19 protein-coding genes and 1 riboswitch are annotated in these 23,186 nt (G+C 65.9%); of the genes, 16 read left to right on the top strand and 3 right to left on the bottom strand.

What is annotated here, in order from left to right:
- Positions 1–20: 20 nt before the first annotated feature.
- Entirely contained in the window at positions 21–395 is a 375-nt protein-coding gene (locus tag AB0T83_RS06640; RefSeq protein WP_366192259.1) for a cupin domain-containing protein, read from the top strand.
- Positions 396–677: 282 nt separating this feature from the next.
- Here the strand turns inward: AB0T83_RS06640 and AB0T83_RS06635 are convergent, their stop codons facing one another.
- The 3 genes from AB0T83_RS06635 to purD form a co-directional block, all read right to left on the bottom strand.
- Positions 678–1,913 (bottom strand): HlyD family secretion protein, encoded by a 1,236-nt coding sequence (locus AB0T83_RS06635; protein WP_366192258.1) that lies wholly within the window; start codon positions 1,911–1,913, stop codon positions 678–680.
- The gene (locus AB0T83_RS06630) at positions 1,906–2,325 is read right to left on the bottom strand and encodes a hypothetical protein (protein WP_366192257.1); all 420 of its coding nucleotides are present in this window, start codon (positions 2,323–2,325) and stop codon (positions 1,906–1,908) included. The genes AB0T83_RS06635 and AB0T83_RS06630 overlap by 8 nt, the downstream gene beginning before the upstream one ends.
- Positions 2,326–2,450: 125 nt before the next feature.
- Positions 2,451–3,716, bottom strand: coding sequence for a phosphoribosylamine--glycine ligase (gene purD / locus AB0T83_RS06625; RefSeq protein ID WP_366192256.1), 1,266 nt, complete (start codon positions 3,714–3,716; stop codon positions 2,451–2,453).
- 73 nt (positions 3,717–3,789) lie between these two features.
- Here purD and xseA point away from each other — a divergent pair, with 73 nt between their 5' ends.
- The 15 genes from xseA to AB0T83_RS06550 all read left to right on the top strand — a co-directional run.
- Entirely contained in the window at positions 3,790–5,382 is a 1,593-nt protein-coding gene (gene xseA / locus AB0T83_RS06620) for an exodeoxyribonuclease VII large subunit (protein WP_366192255.1), read from the top strand.
- Between the two features lie 99 nt (positions 5,383–5,481).
- Complete coding sequence (locus AB0T83_RS06615; protein ID WP_366192254.1) at positions 5,482–7,179, top strand: NAD(P)H-dependent oxidoreductase subunit E; 1,698 nt, start codon at positions 5,482–5,484, stop codon at positions 7,177–7,179.
- 306 nt (positions 7,180–7,485) lie between these two features.
- Complete coding sequence (gene ftsY, locus AB0T83_RS06610) at positions 7,486–8,553, top strand: signal recognition particle-docking protein FtsY (protein WP_366192253.1); 1,068 nt, start codon at positions 7,486–7,488, stop codon at positions 8,551–8,553.
- Positions 8,554–8,640: 87 nt separating this feature from the next.
- Positions 8,641–9,543 (top strand): DMT family transporter, encoded by a 903-nt coding sequence (locus AB0T83_RS06605; protein WP_366192252.1) that lies wholly within the window; start codon positions 8,641–8,643, stop codon positions 9,541–9,543.
- 61 nt (positions 9,544–9,604) lie between these two features.
- Positions 9,605–10,216, top strand: coding sequence for an inner membrane-spanning protein YciB (locus AB0T83_RS06600; RefSeq protein WP_366192251.1), 612 nt, complete (start codon positions 9,605–9,607; stop codon positions 10,214–10,216).
- Between the two features lie 40 nt (positions 10,217–10,256).
- A riboswitch (SAM riboswitch) is annotated at positions 10,257–10,334 on the top strand.
- A gap of 35 nt (positions 10,335–10,369) precedes the next feature.
- The gene (gene metZ, locus AB0T83_RS06595) at positions 10,370–11,563 is read left to right on the top strand and encodes an O-succinylhomoserine sulfhydrylase (RefSeq protein WP_366192250.1); all 1,194 of its coding nucleotides are present in this window, start codon (positions 10,370–10,372) and stop codon (positions 11,561–11,563) included.
- Positions 11,564–11,652: 89 nt separating this feature from the next.
- The gene (gene folE2, locus AB0T83_RS06590; protein WP_366192249.1) at positions 11,653–12,753 is read left to right on the top strand and encodes a GTP cyclohydrolase FolE2; all 1,101 of its coding nucleotides are present in this window, start codon (positions 11,653–11,655) and stop codon (positions 12,751–12,753) included.
- Between the two features lie 214 nt (positions 12,754–12,967).
- Complete coding sequence (locus tag AB0T83_RS06585) at positions 12,968–14,413, top strand: TrkH family potassium uptake protein (RefSeq protein WP_366192248.1); 1,446 nt, start codon at positions 12,968–12,970, stop codon at positions 14,411–14,413.
- A gap of 90 nt (positions 14,414–14,503) precedes the next feature.
- Entirely contained in the window at positions 14,504–15,442 is a 939-nt protein-coding gene (locus AB0T83_RS06580; protein ID WP_366192247.1) for a glycine--tRNA ligase subunit alpha, read from the top strand.
- Positions 15,443–15,506: 64 nt separating this feature from the next.
- Complete coding sequence (locus AB0T83_RS06575; protein WP_366192246.1) at positions 15,507–15,977, top strand: DUF6446 family protein; 471 nt, start codon at positions 15,507–15,509, stop codon at positions 15,975–15,977.
- A gap of 4 nt (positions 15,978–15,981) precedes the next feature.
- Entirely contained in the window at positions 15,982–17,190 is a 1,209-nt protein-coding gene (gene gltS / locus AB0T83_RS06570) for a sodium/glutamate symporter (protein WP_366192245.1), read from the top strand.
- Positions 17,191–17,199: 9 nt separating this feature from the next.
- Positions 17,200–19,296 (top strand): glycine--tRNA ligase subunit beta, encoded by a 2,097-nt coding sequence (glyS, locus tag AB0T83_RS06565; RefSeq protein WP_366192244.1) that lies wholly within the window; start codon positions 17,200–17,202, stop codon positions 19,294–19,296.
- A gap of 65 nt (positions 19,297–19,361) precedes the next feature.
- Positions 19,362–21,911, top strand: coding sequence for a putative PEP-binding protein (locus tag AB0T83_RS06560; RefSeq protein ID WP_366192243.1), 2,550 nt, complete (start codon positions 19,362–19,364; stop codon positions 21,909–21,911).
- Between the two features lie 185 nt (positions 21,912–22,096).
- A complete protein-coding gene (locus tag AB0T83_RS06555; protein WP_366192397.1) occupies positions 22,097–22,774 on the top strand; it encodes a cell wall hydrolase in 678 nt (225 codons plus the stop codon).
- 114 nt (positions 22,775–22,888) lie between these two features.
- A partial coding sequence (locus AB0T83_RS06550) for a dihydroneopterin aldolase (RefSeq protein ID WP_366192396.1) occupies positions 22,889–23,186 on the top strand: 298 nt, incomplete at its 3' end.

Here is a 23,186-nt window from a genome sequence, read left to right as displayed (position 1 = left end):
TCGGAAAGGGAGAAACCGCCATGCGCTACACGATACTGGATGAAGATGCCGAGGGGGTGTCCCATTTTCAGGAGGCCGATTTCCTGCTGGAAGACACCCATTTCGCGCCGCCGGCCGCCCCGATGCTGCTGTCCGAGAAGATTCCGGCCAGTGCGCTGGTGGCCCTGACCCTTCCGGCGGGCTGGGTGGGGGTGCCGCATAATTCGCCGCTGGAACAGGTGGCCTTCATCCTGCGTGGCCAGTTCCGGGTCGAGGCCGGTGACGGCGAAGTGCGCGATTTCGGGCCGGGGGACATCTTCTGGATGAAGGATGTATCGGGTGGCGGCCATGGCTCGCGCGCGATGAATGGTGAACCCGTCGACATGATGGTGGTGCAGTTCCCGACCGGCGGATAGGGGGCGCTCCCGCCCCCGTTGCGACACCTTGCGGTGTCTGACGGGGTTGGGCCGCGCCGCGCCCTGACGGGCGCGGCGGTTGCGCGGACGGATCGGTACAGCGCCTGTGGCGGGATGGGGGACTATCTGCTGAGAAGCGTTTGAGGGGCAGGTCTGCCCCTCAAAGCGCCGCGTCCATGGTCAGGGTACGCCGGTCCGCATCAAGGCCAGGCCGCGCGGTGCGCGGGCGCTGCGCGCGCCTTGACCCGGCCCGCCGGACCCGCGCCATCGCTGGCCGGCAGCCTAGTGGCCGCCCGAGAAGACCAGCGTCTTGACCGGCAGAAGCAGCACCTGGATGCGCAGGATGATGGCGTGCAGCAGCCCTACAGTGTCAACCCCATGCATGCCGAGCTTGGTCCAGAACCCCAGATCGGGGTTCTCAAGCTGTTCGTGGAAGCTGGTATAGGCATTGGCAATGCAGGTGCTGCCCGGCGGAATGGCGTTGGCCTGACCTTCGAACAGAGGTTGCAGCGTGGTGGTCAGTGACCCCGGCGCCGGGGCCTTGGCCGGATCGATCAACTGGTCGGTCGGCCGGAACTGGCCGGAGGAGATCACCGGCTGCACCGCGGTCACCACCATCGGGATCACCTGGAAGGGCTGGGTGGCGCAGGCAATCTCGGCCAGCATGCCGGGTTGCACGACCTGGCCGGTCAACTGTCCGAAGCCCGCCGCAAACACGCCGTGATCGAACTCATGCGGGATCAGGATGCCGGCCGGACGCAGGATGGCCGAGATATAGTCGCCCTCCTGCAATCCGAATTGTTCCACCGTCCCGTCTACACCGGCGACCACCACGGTCTTGTCCAGTTCGGCCTGCGCCTGCGCAAGCTGTGAATTGGCGGTGGCAAGCTGTGCCGGGAACAATTCATTGATCTGGGTCTCGATGGATGAGACCTGTGCCTGTGCCGCATCCACGGCGCCCTGTCGTGCCTCCGCGGTGTTTTGCAGCCGGTCGATCTCGCGGCCCGCGACCACATCGGGATTGCGGGCTTGCAGGTTCAACTGGCGCGCCAGTTCATCGGCGGTCTGTTCCAGCAGGCCGACGGCCTGGTCGAGATTGCCCTGGGCGGCGACAAGCTGATCTTCGGCCACATGCATGGCGGCATTGATCTCGGCGATGCGGCGGGTGGCGGTTTCCACCGCTGTCTGCTGCGTGGAATCCTCGATCCTGAAAATCGGGTCGCCGGCTTTCACCTCCTGCTTGGAGACCACGAAGACCTCGTCAACACGGCCCGAAATCTGCGGCAGGATCGTCACCGTCCGGTAATAGGACGAGACCGCGGTCGTCGAGGGATGGAAGTAGAACACCGTGGTGATCAGCCCCACGGTCAGCATGAAGCAGCCCGTCAGACCCCAGCGCAATTCGTACCAAACCGAGAACAGGTTGATTTCCTTGCCAAACCGCTTGCCCTGCACAAGGCGGCGGTACAGGTAGTCGGGCAGGATCGTGAAGAACGAGCAGAACATCAGCTCAAACATGGCGGTCGGCCCCCTCGGCGGTTTCAAGGTCGTCGGCCGAGACCGTTTCGGGCAGCCCCTCGCGCCCGGTGGCTTTTTCAAGCGAGGCCGCGATGCTGCGCAGCGGTGTCATGAAGTCGGGAATGTCGACAAAGACCAGAAGCAGGGCAGCGATCCAGAAGACGTTGTTATGCGTGAACAAGGCCAACAAGGTCATCACGCCGATCAACTGGAACTGCGCCGAGTTGGAATGATGGGCCATCCGGTCAGGCAGGGAGTGCAGATACAGGTACAGCACCCCTAGCAGCAGGATCGCCACCACCAGAAAGACCCCGACCCCGATCATCAGGGTATCCGACGCGCCGGGAGGAGTGACGAACGCCGGAAGATGCTCCGGCGCCATCGGATGCATGGGCAGTGACGGTTGGGTCATGGGGGCAGGGATCCTCTGACAGGGGGGCGGACCCGGGACCGGGTCGTTCCCGTCTTGTAGCAACCCGTGCGATTTTGGCGCAAGGGTGCAAAACGACAGGCGATCAGGGGCTTGTGACCCGGACCTTACCCAAGCGCGCGCCAGCCGATGTCGCGACGGCAGATGCCTTCGGGCCAGTCGGTGCCGTCGACCAGCGCATAGGCGCGGTCGCGGGCCTCGGCCAGGGTGGCGCCGCGGGCGGTGGCATTCAGCACCCGGCCGCCATTGGCGGTGATCTTGCCGTCCACTTCCTTGGTGCCCGCGTGGAACATCATATGGAAGCTGTCGGCTGGCAGGGTGTCGAGGCCCTTGATCTCGCTGCCCTTGGCATAGCTGCCGGGATAGCCATGGGCGGCCAGCACAACGGTCATGGCGTGATCGTCGGCCCAGGTGACCTGGGTGTCGGCCAGACGGCCCTCGGCGGCGGCGTGCAGCAGGTCGAAGGCCTGTGCCCCCAGCCGCAGCATCAGGGCCTGGCATTCGGGGTCGCCGAAGCGGACGTTGTATTCCACCAGACGCGGCGCGCCGTCCTTGATCATGAGCCCGACATAGAGCACGCCCTGGTAAGGGGTGCCGCGTGCCACCATTTCCCGCAGGGTCGGATAAACGATCTCGGCCATGGTGCGTTCGGCGATCTCGTCGGTCAGCACCGGCGCAGGGGAATAGGCGCCCATGCCGCCGGTGTTGGGGCCGGTATCGCCTTCGCCGATGCGCTTGTGATCCTGCGCGGTGCCCACGGGCAGGGCGGTCTCGCCGTCGCAGAGCACGAAGAACGAGGCTTCTTCGCCCTCCATGAATTCCTCGATCACCACTTCGGTCCCGGCGCCGCCAAAGGCGCCGCCGAACATGTCGTCGATGGCGTCCAGCGCTTCGGCCTCGGTCATCGCGACGATCACGCCCTTGCCCGCGGCCAGACCGTCGGCCTTGACCACGATGGGCGCGCCCTGTGCGCGGATATAGTCCTTGGCCGGGGCGGCCTCGGTGAAGCGCGCCCAGGCGGCGGTGGGGGCGCCGGCGGCGTCGCAGATTTCCTTGGTGAAGGATTTCGACGCTTCCAGTTTGGCCGCGTCCGCCGACGGGCCGAAACACAGGATGCCGGTGGCGCGCAATTCATCCGCCACCCCGGCGGCCAGCGGCGCCTCGGGACCGATGATGACGAAGTCGATGGCATTCTCGACGCAGAACTGGGCGACCGCCGGGCCGTCCTCGATGTCGAGGACGGCCAGTTCAGCGATATCGGCCATTCCGGCGTTTCCGGGCGCCGCGATCAGGCGGTCGCATTTGGGGTTTTGCTGCGCCGCCCAGGCCAGCGCATGTTCACGGCCCCCGCCGCCCAAGATCAGAATGTTCATCGCCGCCCTCCTTGGCCTTTTCGGCCTTGGGTTCTAGGGTGCGGGTCCGAGATGCGCAAGCAAAGGCCCGCCAATGTCCGACCTGTTCGAAGATCCAAGCCCCGCAGCGGGGGACAATGCCCCGGAATTCACCGTTTCCGAGATCTCCGGCGCGGTGAAGAAGGCCATCGAGGGGGGATTCGCTCGCGTCCGCGTGCGCGGCGAGTTGGGCCGGGTGTCGCGGCCGCGCTCGGGCCATGTCTATCTGGACCTGAAGGATGACCGCGCGGTGCTGGCGGGGGTGATCTGGAAGGGGCAGGCGGCCAAGCTGGTGACCCAACCCGAAGAAGGGCTTGAGGTAATCGCCACCGGTCGGCTGACCACATTCCCCGGCCAGTCGAAATACCAGATGGTGATCGACAGCATCACGCCTGCCGGGGCCGGGGCGCTGATGGCGATGCTGGAAAAGCGCAAGAAGATGCTGGAGGCCGAAGGGCTGTTCGCGCCCGAGCGAAAGCGGCCGCTGCCCTATCTGCCCAATGTCATCGGCGTGGTGACCTCGCCCTCGGGCGCGGTGATCCGCGACATCTTGCACCGGCTGCGCGACCGGTTTCCGTCCAAGGTGCTGATCTGGCCGGTGGCGGTGCAGGGCGACCGCTGCGCGCCCGAGGTGGCGCGTGCCATCGAGGGGTTCAACCGCATGACCCCCGGCGGGTCGCTGCCCCGGCCCGATGTGCTGATCGTGGCGCGCGGCGGCGGCTCGATCGAGGATCTGTGGGGCTTCAACGAGGAGGTCGTGGCGCGGGCGGCGGCGGCCTCCGAGATCCCGCTGATCTCGGCGGTGGGGCATGAAACCGACACCACGCTGATCGACTTCGTCTCGGACCGGCGTGCGCCGACCCCCACAGCGGCGGCTGAAATGGCGGTGCCGGTGCTGGCCGAGCTTCTGGCGGTTACCCAAAGCATGGGCGCGCGACTGGCCGGGGCGCACGCGCGCAGTTCCGCACAGCGCGGCCAGCGGTTGCGGGACCTGTCGCGTGCATTGCCGCGCCCGCAGGATCTGACCCGCCATGCGGAGCAACGGTTCGACGCGGTGGCGCAACGCCTGCCGGTGGCCTTGCGCAGCCGTGTGCACCAGGAACGCGCGCGGCTGAACAGCGCCAGGGGCAGCCTGCATCCGGGCCGCCTGAACGACCGGCTGGAAGCACAGCGGCAGCGGCTGGCAGTGGCGGGCAAGCGGCTGGACCGCGCCGCCGAGGCTGTCGCGTCGCGTCGTACGTTGGATCTGGCGGGGATTTCGGCAAGGCTCACCCTGCGCCCGATCCGGCAGAAGCAGGCGGCGGCACCGGGCGATCTGGCGCGGTTGCAGGCGCGGCTGCGGCAGGCATGGAAGGCCCGCATGGGGGAACGGCGTCAGGGCTTGGCGGCACTGGAGCGCTTGCGCGGCTCGCTGGGCTACGAATCGACGCTGGCGCGCGGCTTTGCCGTGGTGCGCGCGGGCGATATGCTGGTGACCAGTGCCGCGACCGGGGCTGACCAGAGCGCCCTGCAGATCCAGTTTCGCGATGGGGTGCTGGAGGCGGTGCCCGCGACGGGCGTGGGCGCCGGGTCTGCGGAAAAACCCGCGCCGTCCGGCAAACGCCGCAAGCCGAAGGACGCGCCGCCGGATCAGGGATCGCTGTTCTAGGGGCAAACGGCCCTTGCGGGCCGGAAAGCGTCGTTTCTGAAAGGCAGGGTCCGGTATCCGCTGCGTAGCAAGAAACAGGACGGTCGGAGGAAGGGAACCATGGCAGGCGACAGCACGGAAACGCTCCACAAGGGGATCTGGAAGTCGGCGCCCGGCAAAGGCCGCAAGACGCCCAAGGGGCGGCAGTTGGACGATGCCGCCTGGGACGAGGTGCGCGCCCTTTTGGGCGATCGCCCGCGCCGCCGGGATCTGCTGATCGAATTCCTGCACTTGATCCAGGATCGCTATGGCCATCTGTCGGCGGCGCATCTGCGGGCGCTGGCCGAGGAAATGCGCCTGTCGCAGGCCGAGGTCTGGGAAGTGGCCAGCTTCTATGCCCATTTCGACCTGGTGAAGGAAGGCGAGACGCCGCCGCCGGCCCTGACGATCCGGGTCTGCGATTCGCTGTCGTGCGAGATGGCCGGGGCGCAGGCGCTGAAAGCGGCGCTGGAAGCCGGGACCGATCCGGCGCAGGTGCGGGTGCTGCGCGCCCCCTGCATGGGCCGCTGTGACATCGCCCCGGTGGTCGAACTGGGCCATTACCACGAAGATCATGCCACGCCGGAAACGGTTCTGGCCGCCGTGGCCGAGGGGCGCACCCATCCGGTGATCCCGGATTATGAAGGGCTGGCGGCCTATCGGGCCGAAGGCGGCTATGCCGAACTGGAAACCCTGCGCGCCGGGGGCGATCCCGAAGAGGTGCAGGACCGCATCCTGCAATCGGGGCTGCGCGGACTGGGCGGCGCGGGCTTCCCGTCGGGCCGCAAGTGGTCCTTCGTGCGGGCCGCGGACGGGCCGCGCTATCTGGCGGTGAATGCCGACGAGGGCGAGCCGGGCACCTTCAAGGACCGTTACTATCTGGAGCGCCGCCCGCATCTGTTCCTGGAAGGTATGCTGATCGCGGCCTGGACCGTGGAGGCCGAGACCTGCTTCATCTACCTGCGCGACGAATACCCCGCCGTGCTGGAGATCCTGCGCCGGGAAATCGCAGCTTTGGAATCCGCCGGGCTGGTCGCGCCGGGATATGTCGATCTGCGGCGCGGGGCGGGCGCCTATATCTGCGGCGAAGAAAGCGCGATGATCGAATCGATCGAAGGCAAGCGCGGCTTGCCCCGGCACCGGCCGCCCTACGTGGCGCAGGTCGGGATCTTCGGGCGGCCCACGCTGGTGCACAATGTCGAAAGCCTGTTCTGGGTGGCGCGCATCTGCCGCGAGGGGCCACAGGTGCTGAGCGCCCATGAAAAGAACGGCCGCGCCGGGCTGCGCAGCTATTCGGTCTCGGGCCGGGTGGCGCGGCCGGGGGTCTACCTGTTGCCCGCAGGCTCCACCATCACGGATGTGATCGCGGCGGCGGGCGGCATGGCCGAGGGGCATGTCTTCAAGGCCTACCAGCCGGGCGGGCCGTCCTCGGGCATTCTGCCTGCCAGCTTGAACGACGTGCCGCTGGATTTCGACACGCTGCACCGGCACGAGACCTTCATCGGCTCGGCGGCGGTGGTGGTTCTGTCGGACCGGGACCGGGTGCGCGATGCGGCGCTGAACATGCTGCGGTTCTTCGAGGATGAAAGCTGTGGCCAGTGCACGCCGTGCCGGGCGGGCTGCGAAAAGGCGGTGCAACTGATGCGGGCGGAACATTGGGACCGGGGTTTGCTGGAAGACCTGTGCACGGTGATGGCCGATGCCTCGATCTGCGGGTTGGGGCAGGCGGCGCCCAACCCGATCCGGCTGACCATGAAGCATTTCCCCGACGAGATCTGATCCTGTCACACGGCGCGCCCTGACGGGCGCATTTCCTGCTGGCCGGACCGGAGGTCCGGCAGTTGCCGCCCCGTGCCCGGCGGCGGGAGGGCGGCAAGGGTTGGGCATCTGCTGAGAGGCGTCTGAGGGCGCGGTGCGCGTCCTCAGAGCGCCTTTGCGAGGGTGGAGGCTTGCCGCACCCGCCTCAAGGGTGCAGGCTGCGCCCCGGCTGCGCCGCCCTTGACCCGTGCACGGCAAGCGGGCGCGGTCTTCCATCCGGGGACACAGGCGGTTAGGGAAAGGCAGGTGTATTGAAAGGCTGAGCCGATGTCCTTCTTCTCGAAACTCAAGGATCGCATGTTCAAGTCCTCCTCCAGGCTGGAGGAAGGGATCGAAGCGATCGTGGAGGAGGAGGCGGAAGCCGCGTCGCCCGCGCACGAGACGGCTCCGGCGGCACCGGCACCGAAGCCAGAGGCCCCGAAACCCGAGACCAAGCCCGCCACCACACAGCCGGGTTTGCTCGGCCGACTAATGGGGCGCGCCGATACGACGGGGGCGCCGCGCCGGGCGCTGGACGATGACATGCTGGAGCAGATCGAGGATCTGCTGATCACCGCCGACATGGGGGTCGAGACCGCCAGCCGGTTGACGGCGGCGCTGGCGCAGGGCCGCATGGGCAGCAAGCTGTCGAGCCGCGAGCTCAAGCAGCTTCTGGCGCAGGAGGTGGCGCGGATCATGGAACCGGTCGCCCGCCCGATGCCGATCTACAACAAGCGCCCGCAGGTGGTTCTGGTGGTCGGTGTCAATGGCGCGGGCAAGACCACCACCATCGGCAAGCTGGCCAGCCAGTTTCGCGCGGCCGGGAAATCGGTGGTGATTGCGGCGGGCGACACCTTTCGCGCCGCAGCGGTCGAGCAGCTGCAGGTCTGGGGCGAGCGCGCCGGCGTGCCGGTGATGACCGCGCCTGAAGGTTCGGATCCCGCCAGTCTGGCCTTCGATGCGATGACCCGTGCCGAACGCGACGGTGCCGATCTGCTGATGATCGACACCGCTGGGCGCTTGCAGAACCGCGCCGACCTGATGGAAGAGCTGGCCAAGATTGTCCGGGTGATCCGCAAGAAGGACCCCGACGCGCCGCACAACACGCTGCTGGTGCTGGATGCCACCACCGGGCAGAACGCCCTGAACCAGGTGCAGGAGTTCCAGAAGCTGGCTGATGTGTCGGGGCTGGTGATGACCAAGCTGGACGGCACCGCGCGCGGCGGCGTGCTGGTGGCGCTGGCCGACCGTTTCGGCCTGCCGATCCATGCCATTGGCGTGGGCGAGCAGATCGACGATCTGGCGCCCTTCGACCCGGAAGAATTCGCCGTCGCCCTGACCGGCCTGTCGGAGTGATGCAGCCCGTGCAATCCCGCCATGTGACCGCGCGGGATTGACGCGAGACCGATTGTGCAGGCGCGCCGCAGCGGATAGCGACGGCGCATGAGCGAATGGCTGATCTCCCTTGAAGGCACCGAGGCCGGGCAGCAGGTGGCGCTGTTCCTGGCACTGTCGGCGGCGCTGTTGCACGCGGTCTTCGGCGCCTTGCAGAAGGGGCGGCACGATCCCTGGCTCAGCCGTGGGGCGATCGATTTCTGCTATGGCGCCATGGCCGCGCCCATCGCCCTGTTCGTCACGCCCTGGCCCGAGCCGCACATGTGGATCATCTTCGCCGGCGTCTTCTTCATCCACGCGGGCTACAAGCTGTTGCAGGCGCTGGCCTACGAGCGCGGCGCCTATACGGTGGTCTACCCGGTGGTGCGCGGCACCGGGCCGCTGTTTACCGTGATCGCGGCCTGGCTGATTTTCAACGAGACCTATTCGGCGACACAGTGGCTGGGGGTGGCGGTGCTGGTCTCGGGGATCTTCGGGCTGGCGATCTACAACCTGATCCATGTGAAGCTGGACCGCGAGACACTGGTTCCGGCGCTGTGGCTGGCGGTGGCGACGGGGGGCTTCGTGGCGCTGTATACCACCTATGACGCCTACGGCATCCGTGCGACGGCCAATCCGTTCACCTTCCTGGCGTGGTTTTTCTTCCTCGACGGGCTGCTGATGCCGGTGCTGGCGCTGCGCCGCTGGCGGCACATGGCCGTGCGTCCGGCGCTGAAACCGCTGATGCTGCGCGGACTGATCGGCGCCTTCGTCGCCTATGGCAGCTTCGGATCGGTGATGCTGGCCACACGCATCGGCAAGGTCGGGCAGGCGGCGGTTTTGCGGGAAACCTCGCCGGTGTTTGCCGCGCTGATCGGCTGGCTGGTGCTGAAGGAAACCGTCGGTCCGCGCCGCATCGCGCTGATGTCGCTGATCGCCCTTGGCGCCATCATCGTCCAGCTGGGGGCTTGACCCCGGCGCGCGGGCGTCCGATGTGACAGGCAACCCCGCGCGATCACAGCAAGGAAGACCCATGGCCGGCCGCAAGATCAACCCCTACCTGAAACTGGCGCTGGAACTGGGGCCGGTGGTGCTGTTCTTCGTCGGCTACGTGCGGCTGAAGGATCAGGTCTTCACATACGGCGGCACCGAATACTCGGGCTTCATCCTGGTCACCGCCCTGTTCATCCCGATCCTGCTGGCGGCAACCGCCACTCTGTGGGCCCTGACCGGGCATCTGTCGAAGATGCAGGTGGTCACGGCGGTTCTGGTGGTGGTGTTCGGCGGCATGTCGGTGGTTTTCAACGACGAGCGCTTCTTCAAGATGAAGCCGACGCTGATCTATGCGCTGTTCGCGGGCGTGCTGGGCATCGGCCTGCTGCGCGGCCAGTCCTACCTGCGCTACGTGATGGAGGAACTGGTGCCGCTGGAACATGACGGCTGGATGCTGCTGACCCGGCGCGTAGCTTTGTTCTTTGCCCTGCTGATGGTCGCCAACGAGGTGATCTGGCGCAGCTTTTCCACCGATGTCTGGGTGAATTTCAAGACCTTCGGCCTGCCGCTGGCCACCATGGCCTTTTTCATGGCGCAGACCCGGCTTTTCGCGACCTATGGCATCGAAGACGACAGCAATCCCGAGGCCTGAACCGCCATCCCCCCTTGACGCAAGGCGCGGGGATTTGTATCGCGCCACCTGTGGCGCTTTGTTGCCGGATTGCGGGCCACGTTAAATATACCGCTAAAGAGGTCAGGCTTCGGCCGTCTTTTCTCCCGGTACATTGGTGAAAGGAGTGGCCCGATGGCCAAGAATACGAATCCGTCCTGGAACACCCGTACCAAGCTGGTGCACAGCGGAACCCGCCGCAGTCAGTACAACGAGGTCTCCGAGTCGATCTTCCTGACCCAGGGCTTCGTCTACGACACCGCCGAACAGGCCGAGGCGCGCTTTATCGAAAGCGGTCCGGACGAGTTCATCTATGCCCGCTACGGCAACCCCACCGTGCGCATGTTCGAAGAGCGGATCGCCGCGCTGGAAGGGGCCGAGGATGCCTTCGCCACGGCCTCGGGCATGGCGGCGGTCAACGGCGCGTTGGCGGCAATGCTGAAAGCCGGGGATCACGTGGTGTCGGCGCGCGCGCTGTTCGGATCGTGCCTGTATATCCTGGAAGAGATCCTGACCCGCTATGGTGTCGAGGTGACGTTCGTCGACGGCACCGATCTGGACGCCTGGAAGGCCGCGATGCGCCCCGATACCAAGGCGGTGTTCCTCGAGGCGATCTCCAATCCGACGCTGGAAGTGGCCGACATTCGCGGGATCTCGGACATCGCCCATGCGGCGGGGGCGTTGGTTCTTGTGGATAATGTGTTCGCCACGCCGGTGTTCCAGCGCTCGCTGGAGCTGGGGGCGGATGTGGTGATCTATTCGGCGACAAAGCACATCGACGGGCAGGGCCGGGTGCTGGGCGGGGTGATCCTTGGCACCGAGGAATTCATCCGAAAGACCGTGGAACCCTACATGAAACATACCGGCGGCTCGATGTCGCCGTTCACGGCCTGGGTGCTGCTGAAAGGGCTGGAAACGCTGGATCTGCGCTGCCGGGCACAGGCCGATACCGCGACGGCGCTGGCCAACAGCCTGCAAGGACATGCCAAACTGCGCCGGGTGCTCTATCCGACGCTGGCCGATCATCCCCAGAAGGACGTGGCCGCGGCGCAGATGGAAGGCGGCGGCACTGTGCTGTCGATTGACGTCGAGGGCGGCCAGGACGCGGCGTTCAAGCTGCTGAACGCGCTGGAGATCTTCACGATCTCGAACAACCTGGGCGATGCCAAGTCGATCGTCACCCATCCCGCCACCACCACCCATCAGCGGCTGCCCGATGACCAGAAGGCCGAACTGGGCATCACGCCGGGTCTGATCCGCATCAGCTGCGGGCTGGAGGATGCCGGCGATCTGCTTCAGGATCTTCTGTACGGATTGGAAGTGATCTGAGTCACGCTGGCTCACGTATGCTTGTGTGAGGCTGATTTTGTCCGCGGGATCGGGCATGATCGGCCAAGCGCCAGCTGAGGAGCCCAAGGATGAATATTCATACGCCGATGCAGGATCGTGAACCGACAAGGGAAGACGCCGCCGAGGCGCTGGCGCTGCTGCGCCGCTGGGCGCGGCAGAGCGGGGCGCAAGAGGTGGACACCCTGCATCCCGGCATCGGCGCACTGACCGGGCGCAATGCCGGCGCCTATCCCGATCTGGCCCGCGACTATCCTTCGGACTTCCAGGTGACGCCGGCCTACAAGGCGGCGTTGCCGGACCTGCAGAACGGGCCCGCCAGCCTGATCCGGGGGGCGCGGCAGCAGATCCAGCACGTGGGCATTTCCAACTTCCGCCTGCCGATCCGCTTTCACACCCGTGACAACGGCGATCTGACGCTGGAAACCTCGGTTACCGGCACGGTCAGCCTTGAGGCCGAGAAGAAGGGCATCAACATGTCGCGCATCATGCGCACCTTCTATCGCCATGCCGAAGAGACCTTCAGCTTCGAGGTGATCGAGGCGGCGCTGGATGCCTACAAGACCGATCTGGACAGCTTCGACGCCCGCATCCAGATGCGGTTTTCCTTTCCGGTAAAGGTCGACAGCCTGCGCTCGGGCCTGTCGGGGTACCAGTATTACGACATCGCGCTGGAACTGGTGGAACAGGACGGGGTGCGCAAGAAGATCGTGCATCTGGACTTCGTCTATTCTTCGACCTGCCCCTGTTCACTGGAACTGAGCGAGCATGCCCGGCGAGAGCGCGGGCAACTGGCAACGCCGCATTCCCAGCGCTCGGTGGCGCGGGTGTCGGTGGAACTGGCCGAGGATGCGCCCTGCCTGTGGTTCGAGGATCTGATCGACCTGTGCCGCCGGGCGGTGCCGACGGAAACGCAGGTGATGGTCAAGCGCGAGGATGAACAGGCCTTCGCCGAGCTGAACGCCGCAAACCCGATATTCGTGGAAGATGCCGCGCGGCTGTTCTGTGCCGAGCTTCTGGGCGATGCGCGCGTGGGCGATTTCCGGGTGGTGGCCAGCCATCAGGAAAGCCTGCACAGCCACGATGCGGTCAGCGTGCTGACCGAAGGCCCGACTTTCGCCGCCGAAAGCCTCGACCCCCGCCTGTTCAATTCCCTGTACCACGTAGGGTGAGTGGCGTCCCGCAAACGCTCCGGGGGAGCGTTTGAACCGCGAACGGGCGGAGCCCCGGAAGGGTGGCGTCCCGCAAACGCTCCGGGGGAGCGTTTGAGCCGCGAACGGGCGGAGCCCCGGAAGGGTGGCGTCCCGAACGCAGATGGAGCGCGGCAAGGACCACGGCTCTCCACCACCGCTTGACAGGAACCGGCGCGCGCCGCAGGACTGGCGGATGATTGATATTCGCCCTGTTTCCTATGTGGTGGGTTTGCTGGTTGCGGTTCTGGGCGCCACGATGCTGGTGCCCATGGCCTTCGACCTGTCTCGCGGCGACGAGAACTGGCTGCCGATGCTGGAAAGCGCCGTGGCCTCGATGGCGGTGGGGATGTTCGTGGCGATGACCAGCGCCAATGGCGCGGGCGGGCGGCTGAACCTGCAACAGATCTTCCTGCTGACAACCACGGTCTGGCTGATCCTGCCGATCTTCGGCGCCCTGCCATTCTATCTGGGTGCCCCCGAGGCGCGCTACGTGGATGCCTTCTTCGAGGCCATGTCGGGGCTGACCACCACCGGCGCCACGGTCCTTTCGGGGCTCGATACCATGTCGCAGGGAATCCTGCTGTGGCGCGGGTTGCTGCAATGGTTTGGCGGGGTAGGTATCATCGTCGTGGCCATGGTCTTTCTGCCCGCCCTGGGCGTTGGCGGCATGCAGATCTTCAAATCCGAAGGCTTCGAGACCGATGGCAAGATCCTGCCGCGGGCCAGCCAGATCGCCTCGCAGATCTCGGTGATCTACCTTGTTCTGACGGTGTCTTGCGCGCTGTTCTATGCCGCGTTCGGGATGTCCGGTTTCGATGCGGCGGTGCACGCCATGACCACGGTGGCCACCGGCGGTTTCGCCAATTACGACAATTCCTTTGCCGCCTTCGGCCCGGCCATCCAATACGTGGCGGTGGCCTTCATGATGCTGGCCGCGCTGCCCTTCGTCCGCTATGTGCAATTCGTGGCCGGCGCGCCCGAGCAATTGTGGCGCGATCGCCAGGTGCGTGGGTTCTTCATGGTCGCCAGCATTCTGGTGGTCTGCCTGTCGCTGTGGCAATGGCAGCGGGCCGGCGTCGGCGAGGCGCCGTTCCGCGAGGCGCTGTTCAACACCGTTTCGATCCTGACCGGTACCGGCTATGCGAGCGCCGACTACATGCTGTGGGGCAGCTTCCCGGTGGTGTTCTTTTTCATCATCGGGCTGATCGGCGGCTGCGCGGGCTCGACCGCCTGTTCGATCAAGATTTTCCGGTTCCAGTTGCTGTTTGCCTCGCTCAATTCGCAGATCCGGCGCATCCATTCACCCAACGCGCTGGTGATTCCGCGCTATGACGGCAAGCCGGTGAGCGAAGAGGTGCTGTCCTCGGTCATGGTTTTCTTCGCCGCCTTCATTCTGAGTATCGGCTTCCTGTCGGTCGGGCTGGGGATGACCGGGCTGGATCTGATTACGGCGGTGTCGGGTGCGGCCACGGCGGTTGCCAACATCGGCCCGGGTCTGGGCCACACCATCGGACCGGCGGGGAATTTCGCCTCGCTCAATGATCTGGCGAAATGGATGCTGTCGGCGGGGATGCTGCTGGGGCGGCTGGAACTGCTGGCGGTCTTTGCCCTGATGACCCCGCAATTCTGGCGCGCCTGACGGCTTTGCCGGGCACGGCGGGCGGGGCTTGATTGACCCTGTCCGGCCTCTTGCCTATGGAGAGGCGCGACGCGTTGCGAAAGGTGCCCCATGGATCCGAAATCCCGCCCCCGCAGTTTTCAGGAGATCATCCTGCGGCTTCAGAATTACTGGGCCGAAAAGGGCTGCGCCATTCTGCAGCCCTATGACATGGAAGTGGGCGCGGGCACTTTCCACCCGGCCACCACGCTGCGCTCGCTGGGCTCGCAACCCTGGGCGGCGGCCTATGTGCAGCCGTCGCGGCGGCCCACGGACGGGCGCTATGGCGAAAACCCCAACCGCCTGCAGCATTATTACCAGTACCAGGTGCTGATCAAACCCAGCCCGCCCGATCTTCAGGCGCTGTATCTGGGCAGCCTGGAAGCCATCGGCATCGACATGGACCTGCACGACATCCGTTTCGTCGAAGACGACTGGGAAAGCCCGACGCTGGGCGCCTGGGGGTTGGGCTGGGAGGTCTGGTGCGACGGTATGGAAGTCTCGCAATTCACCTATTTCCAGCAGGTCGGCGGCCACGACTGCAAGCCGGTCTCGGGCGAGTTGACCTATGGGCTGGAACGACTGGCGATGTATGTTCTGGGCGTCGATCACGTCATGGACATGCCCTTCAACGACCCCGACGCGCCGATCGCGCTGAAATACGGCGATGTGTTCCGCCAGACCGAGCAGGAATATTCGCGCTGGAACTTCGATCAGGCCAACACCGAGGTGCTGCTGAAGCAGTTCGAGGAAGCCGAGGCCGAATGCCAGGCGATCCTGAACCAGCCCGCCGAGGATCCCAAGACCGGGCGCCGCATCGTCATGGCGCATCCGGCCTATGACCAATGCATCAAGGCCAGCCACATGTTCAACCTTCTGGACGCGCGCGGGGTGATCTCGGTCACCGAACGACAGGCCTATATCGGTCGGGTCCGGGCGCTGGCCAAGCTTTGCGCCGATGCCTTCGTGCAGACCGAGGCCGGCGGCTTCGTGGCGGGGGATGCCGCGTGACCCGGCGATTCCCTTTTTCCCGGCAGGCACGCCACGCGGCACTGCGCCCCGTCCGAGGTGCCGCATGAATGGCAAGATCGTCGGAGGAGTCATCTTGGCGTTCGCACTGATCGCGGGGGTGTCGCTCTATTACCTGCAGGTCTATCATTTCTACGACGAGGTCGCGACCGAGACGGTCGAGATCCGGCTGACCCCGATCCACGAGGGCGCGCCAGAGCCGATCCCTGCTGCTGGGATCGAAGCCATCGACGCGACCAGTTCGCCGATCCGGTTCCGGGCCTGTTTTACCACGCCCCTTAGCCAGGCGCTGCTGACCGAGACCTTTCGGCTGTACGACGGGGCCGAGCCGTTGAATGCGCCGGGCTGGTTCGACTGCTTCGACGCCACCGAGATCGGGGCCGCAATCCAGGACGGCCGGGCTATCGCCTTCCTGTCCGAAGAAAGCATCTCGCAGGGCGTGGATCGCGTGGTCGCGGTGTTCGACGACGGGCGTGCCTATGCCTGGCACCAGTTGAACGCGGAATTCCGGGACTGAGCGCATGGAATCTACCCCCCTCGTCATCCCCGATTTCGTCGCCACCACCCTGGGCCTGCTGGTCTTTCTGGTGGGTGTGCAGGTCACCCGCAAGATCCGGGTCCTGCGCGATTTCAACATACCCGAACCGGTGTCCGGCGGGCTGGTCGCCGCGGCCATCACCTGGGGAATTTTCCTGTTGATGGATCGCAGCGTCGAGTTCGACCTCGGCTCGCGCAACTACTTTCTGGTGGTGTTCTTCGCGGGCATCGGGCTGAACGCGCGCTTGTCCGACCTGAAAACCGGCGGCAAGCCTCTGGCGATCCTGCTGGGGCTGACCATCGTGTTCATCGTGGTGCAGAACATCGTGGGCATTGGCGCGGCGCTGGCCTTCGGGATGCCTGCGCAACTGGGGGTGCTGATGGGCTCGGCGGCCCTGATCGGCGGCCACGGCACGGCGATTGCCTGGGCGCCGATGGTAGCCGAACAAAGTGGCTTTGCCGGGGCGGCGGAACTGGGCATCGCGGTGGCCACCATCGGGCTGGTGCTGGCGGCGTTGATCGGCGGACCGATTGCCAAGTATCTGATCGAACGCGGCCAGCTGACCCCGGACCGCCCCGAACACACCCATACCGTCGGCCTGCCGTTCGACAAGGTCGACGAGGCCCGCGTCACCCATGTGGACCTGATGCGCGTGCTGTTCGTGCTGCATGTGACCATCATCCTGGGCTATTTGCTCAGCCAGGCCATTGCTGCCACCGGGCTCAATCTGCCGCTGTTCGTGCCCTGCCTGCTGATGGGGATCGTCGTCGGCAACCTGCTGGGGCTGACCCGGATCGGGCCGCGGGTGTCGCGCACCCCGGCGCTGGCGCTGATGTCGGAATTCTCGCTGGGCATCTTTCTGTCCATGTCGCTGATGTCGCTGCAATTGTGGACACTGGCCGGGATGGGGGCACTGATGGCGGTGACCATGGGGCTGCAGACGCTTGTGACGGTTCTGTTCGTCCTGCTGGCGGTGTTCCCGCTGATGGGATCGGGCTATCGCGGCGCGGTGCTGTCCGCCGGGTTCGCCGGATTCGGGCTGGGCGCCACGCCCACTGCCATCGCCAATATGAACGCCGTGACCAAACGCTATGGCCCGTCGCCCATCGCCTTCGTCATCCTTCCGCTTGTCTCTGCCTTTTTCGTCGATCTGGCGAATGCGGCGGTGATCCAGACCCTTCTGAGTTTCTAGGACCCTTCCATGCCTGACCTTCTGATCGAGCTGTTTTCCGAAGAAATCCCCGCGCGGATGCAGGGCAAGGCCGGTGCGGACCTGAAGCGCCTGATCACCGACGGGCTGGTCGAGGCCGGGCTGACCTATGCCGGGGCGCAGGCCTTCACCACGCCGCGCCGCCTGGCGCTGACGGTGCAGGGGCTGAGCGCCGAAAGCCCCACCACCCGCGAAGAACGCAAGGGCCCGCGCGTCGGCGCGCCCGACAAGGCCATCGAAGGCTTCTGCCGCGGCGCAGGCGTCGCGCGCGAGGATCTTGAGGTGCGCGACGAGAAGAAGGGCCAGGCCTATTTCGCGATGATCGTGAAGGAAGGCCGCCCGGCGGCGCAGATCGTGGCCGAGGTGCTGGAGGCGACCATCCGCAACTTCCCCTGGCCCAAATCCATGCGCTGGGGCAGCGGAGAGCTGCGCTGGGTCCGCCCGCTGCACTCGATCCTGTGCCTGATGACCGATGACGCCGGGGCCGAAGTGGTGCCGCTGGACGTGGATGGGATCGTTGCGGGCAACACCACGCGCGGGCACCGCTTCATGGCGCCCGATGCCTTCACCGTGACCTCGTTCGACGATTACGCCGCCAAGCTGAAGCGCGCCCATGTGATCCTGGATGCCGAGGAACGCGGGGCGCAGATCTGGCACGACGCCACCAACGCCGCCTTCGCGCAGGGGCTGGAAGTGGTCGAGGACAAGGGCCTGCTGACCGAGGTCGCCGGGCTGGTCGAATGCCCGGTGGTCCTGCTGGGCGAGATCGACGAAGCCTTCCGGGGCCTGCCCGCCGAGGTGTTGCAAACCTCGATGAAGGAACACCAGAAGTTCTTCTCGGTGGGCAAGGGCGGCAAGATCACCCATTTCATCACCGTCGCCAACCGGGTGACGGCGGATGACGGCGCGACCATCCTTGCGGGCAACCAGAAGGTGCTGTCGGCGCGGCTGTCGGATGCCAAGTTCTTCTGGGAGAACGACCTGCGCGAAGCCCGCGCCGGCATGGGCACCTGGCTGGCGGCGCTGGACAATGTGACCTTCCACAACAAGCTGGGCAGCCAGAAGGCCCGCATCGACCGCATCGCCGCGCTGGCGCGCGAGATCGCGCCGCTGGTCGGCGCCGATCCCGAGGCCGCCGAGAAGGCCGCGCAGGTGGCCAAGGCAGATCTGTCGTCGGAAATGGTCTATGAATTCCCGGAACTTCAGGGGGTTATGGGGCGGTATTACAGCGAGGCCGCGGGCCTGCCCGCTGATGTGGCGGTGGCGGCGCAGGAACACTACGCCCCGCTTGGTCCGTCCGACGATGTCCCCACCGCGCCGATCTCGGTCGCCGTGGCGCTGGCCGACAAGATCGACACATTGACCGGGTTCTGGGCCATCGATGAAAAGCCCACCGGCTCGAAAGACCCCTTTGCCTTGCGCCGTGCGGCACTGGGGGTGATCCGGCTGGTGCTGGAGAATGGTGTTAGGTGCAATCTCAAGTCGCGACCCGGTGTCCTTGCGAAAGCAAAGGAACTGGTTGGTGTCCGAGTGACTCAGGGCGGCTCCAGCTTCGCCGACGAGAATGACCTTCTCTCCTTCATCCACGACCGCCTGAAAGTCTATCTGCGCGACCGGGGCATTCCGCATGACGTGATCGACGCCTGCCTGGCCATGCCGGGCAATGACGATCTGGCGCTGCTGGTCAAGCGGGCCGAGGCGCTGGCGGCGGTGCTGAAGACCGACGATGGCGAGAACCTGATCCAGGGGTTCAAGCGCGCCAACAACATCCTGACCCAGGCGGAAGAGGCCGATGGGGTGGAGTACTCCTATGGCGCCGAGGTCAAGCTGGCCGAAACCGACGCGGAAAAGGCATTGTTCGCGGCGCTGGAGTCGCAGGGGGCAGCGATCTCCTCAGCCATCAAGGCCGAGGATTTCGCTGGCGCCATGGGCGCCATGGCGCAGTTGCGCGGGCCGATCGATGCCTTCTTCGAGGCGGTGCAGGTGAATGCCGACAACCAAGTCGTGCGCCGCAACCGCCTGAACCTGTTGCACATGATCCGCCAGACCTGCGGGCAGGTGGCCGATCTGACACGTCTGGCGGGGTAATCCCCGCCGGGCCGCTTTCATTGACGGCGGGGGAAGGCTAGGCTCTGCGCCAGGAGTACCCGCCGATGCAGAAGCTCGTCACCTTCAAGGAATTTACCACGATCACCCGCAGCGCGTCGATCGACACGCGCCAGCACGGGTGGCGCGCGGGGCGGTTGCAGACGCTGATCCAGTTGGATCTGCCGGTGCCGCGCACCGTAGCGCTGTCGTTCGAGACGGTGCATGGCATCGCCGCCGGGCGGATGCCGGATGTGGAGCGGATCCTGAGCGCCTTTGGCGGCGCACCACTGGTGTCGGTGCGCCCGTCCTCGCAAGAGGCACGCTGGGGCGGGCCGGGGGCGGTTCTGAACATCGGCATGAACGATGCCCGCTACGAGGACATGGTGACAACCCTGGGCGAGGCCGCGGCCAGCGCCCTGTACCTGCGGTTCATCCAGACCTACGCGGTGCAGGTCTCGCATCTGGATGACGACCTGTTCGACAGCCCCGACACCCCGTCGCGCACGGCCGTCGAAACCGCCTTGCGGGAATACGAGATCGAGACCGAGGATTATTTCCCGCAGAATCCCGCCGAACAGCTGGTCGGCGTGTTGCGCTCCATGGCGCGGGCCTGGGAAAGCACCTCGGCGCGGCTGCTGCGGCAGGCGCGCGGCGCACCCGCCGAAGCCGGGCTGGGCCTTGTGGTGCAGGAAATGGCGCTTGGGGTGGGGGCGGACGAAAGCGGTTCGGGGGTGATGCAGTTCATCGATCCGGTCACCGGCCAGTCGCAGATCACCGGCCGCTATTTGGGCCAGAGCCAGGGCCGCGACGCGCTGGTCGACCGGGAGAGGGCGCTGTACCTGACCCGCGATCCGCGCGGCCCCTCGCTGGAAGAGCTCTGCCCGGACATTTTCGACCGGCTGGTGCAGTACGGCGAACGCTGCCGGACCACGCTGCGCGATGAGGCGCAGGTGGAATTCACTATCCACGAAGGCGATCTGGCGATCCTGGATGCGATTCCGGTGATCCGCAGCGCGCAGGCGGCGGTGCGGGTGGTGGTCGGTCTGGCCGAGGACAACATCATCTCGCGCCACGAGGCGCTGAGCCGCATTCCGCCACGCGCCCTGAACGAGGTTCTGCATCCGCGCATCGACCCCGAAACGCCGCGCACCCGGATCGTGCAGGGCATTGCCGCCAGCCCCGGTGCTGCGGCGGGCAAGCTGGTGTTTTCCTCGACCACGGCGCAGGCGATGGCGGCGCAGGATGAAGCCTGTATTCTCGCCAAGCGCGAAACCACCCCCGAGGACGTGCGCGGCATGCACGCCGCCCGCGGGATCCTGACCGAGCGCGGCGGCACCACCAGCCATGCGGCGGTGATCGCACGCGGCCTTGGCGTGCCCTGCGTGGTCGGCGCCTCCAGCGTCACCATCGATCGCCGCAGCCGCACCATGACCACCGCCGATGGCACCATTTACAAGGAAGGCGAGATCGTCACGCTGGACGGCACCGCCGGCGAAGTGCTGAAGGGTGCTGTGGCGATGGTGGCGGCGGGCCGCGACGATGCTTTCGAGTCCTTCCTGGGCTGGGCCGACGAGGTCCGCGACATCGACGTGCGGGTCAATGCCGACACCCCCGAGGATGCGGCGCTGGCCCGCCGGTTCGGCGCCGATGGTATCGGGCTGTGCCGCACCGAGCATATGTTCTTCGCCGAGGACCGGCTGACCGCCATGCGCGAGATGATCTTCGCTGACCTGCCCGAGGATCGCGCCGATGCGCTGGCGCAGCTGCTGCCGATGCAGCGCGCCGATTTTACCCAGATCTTCCGGATCATGGCCGGTAAACCGGTCTGCATCCGCCTGTTCGACCCGCCCCTGCACGAGTTCCTTCCGCACGATCGTCAGGGCATCATCGAACTGGCCGAGGCGCTGAACCGCCCGGTGTCGGACGTGCAGCGCCGCATCGACGCGCTGACCGAATTCAACCCGATGCTGGGCCTGCGCGGCGTGCGCCTCGGCCTGACCCTGCCGGAAATCTACGACATGCAGGCCCGCGCGATTTTCGAGGCGGCGCTGGATGCCTCGGAAGGCGGCGCGCCGGTGGTGCCCGAAATCATGATCCCACTGGTCTCGGCCTGCCGCGAGGTGGAAATCGTCAAGGCGCGGGTCGAGGCGATCTCGGCCGCGGTGCAGACCGAACGCCGGGGCAAGCTGACCTATCGGCTGGGCGTCATGGTGGAAACCCCGCGTGCGGCCCTCAAAGCCGGCGAAATCGCGGCCCATTGCGAGTTTCTCAGCTTCGGCACCAACGACCTGACGCAGATGACCTATGGGCTGTCGCGCGACGATGCGGGGCGTTTCATGGGCGCTTATGTCCGCCAGGGGGTGTTTTCCGAGGATCCGTTCCTCAGCCTCGACACCGATGGCGTCGGCGAATTGTTGCAGATCGGAGCGGCGCGGGGGCGCGCGGCTCGCCCCGATCTGACCCTGTCGATCTGCGGCGAACACGGCGGAAACAGCGAATCTATTGCCTTCTGCCGGGGCGAGGGATTCGATTATGTGTCCTGTTCGCCATACCGCGTGCCCCTGGCGCGGCTTGCGGCGGCCCAGTCTGCGCTGAAATCCGCTTACGGAACCTAGGGCGCTAAGTGCCTGCAAAACCGGCATCTTCGCACCTGCAGCATTTTAAATTGTAGTGTTATGACAACGGCTTTGACCTTCCGCACGGTCACGGATTTGCCAACGAGGGGTCAACTCCGGTAGCACCCTTCTGGTTCCAACAAATTTGGGAAAAAACCGTGACTATTCGTGCTGCCGCTGCCTTGATGTTCTCGATCTGCCTGTCTTCCGCTGTTCATGCGGGTGCCACTGTCAGTACTTCCAACGATCCGTCGGTCAGTGTCAACGGCCAGTTGAGCGCTCTCTTCGGTCAGGAGAAATCCGAGATCTCGCGCCTTGAGGAGGGCGATCTGCTGCGCCTTGTGGTGCCGCAACCGTCCAATGCGCCGGTGCAGAGCGCGACGCCGTCCAAGCGCAACAAACCGCAGGTCAGCTACACCAAAGCGTGGCTGGCGGCCCAGCCCGCGCCGAAAGCCAGCGAAGATCTGAAATGCCTGTCCGAGGCGCTGTACTTCGAAGCGCGCGGTGAAAGCGTGAAAGGCCAGTTTGCGGTGGCCGAGGTCATCATGAACCGTGTGTCCTCGCCCCGGTATCCCGACTCGGTCTGCGGCGTCATCAATCAGGGCACCGGGCGCAAGTACCAGTGCCAGTTTACCTACACCTGCGATGGCAATCCCGAGGTGATCCGCGAGAAACGCGCCTATACCAACGTCAGCAAGGTCGCGGATGCGGTGCTGCGCGGCGTTTCCGAAGATCTGACGCAGGGTGCAACGCATTATCATACCAAGCAGGTTCGCCCGTCCTGGTCGCGCAAGTTCCCGCGCACTGCCACCATCGGCGTGCACCATTTCTATCGTCAGCCCTCGCGGGTGGCGACGCGCTGAACTTTGGTCTAAACCGGCCTTCTCACGCCGCCCCGCCGCATCAGAGAAGGACCGACCGTGACCGACCAGCCCACTGGCTTGAACACGCGCCCCGTTGCGCCCGTGGATGTCCAGATGACCGCGCAAAGCGGGACCGCCGACAAGCTGCTGCTGCACGACCACGTCCTTGAGGTCGAGATCGGCGCGTTCCAGCAGGAACGTGGCCACACCCAGCGCGTGCGCTTCAACATCGTTGCCGATCTGAAGCAGACCGCGCCGGGGGCCGCCCATGACGATGTGGACGGCATCCTCAGCTATGACATTCTGCCTGAAGCGATCGAGGATGAACTGGCCGCCGGCCGGCTCAACCTGATGGAAACCCTTGCCGAAGGCGTCGCCGCGCGGGTTCTGGCGCACAAGCAGGTGGCGCAGG

Origin of the sequence: Meridianimarinicoccus marinus (genome assembly GCF_040689105.1) — a bacterium.
Taxonomy (GTDB): domain Bacteria; phylum Pseudomonadota; class Alphaproteobacteria; order Rhodobacterales; family Rhodobacteraceae; genus Meridianimarinicoccus; species Meridianimarinicoccus marinus.
The sequence above is the reverse complement of the archived record's forward strand: the minus strand, read 5'-3'. Positions and strand labels throughout refer to the sequence as shown.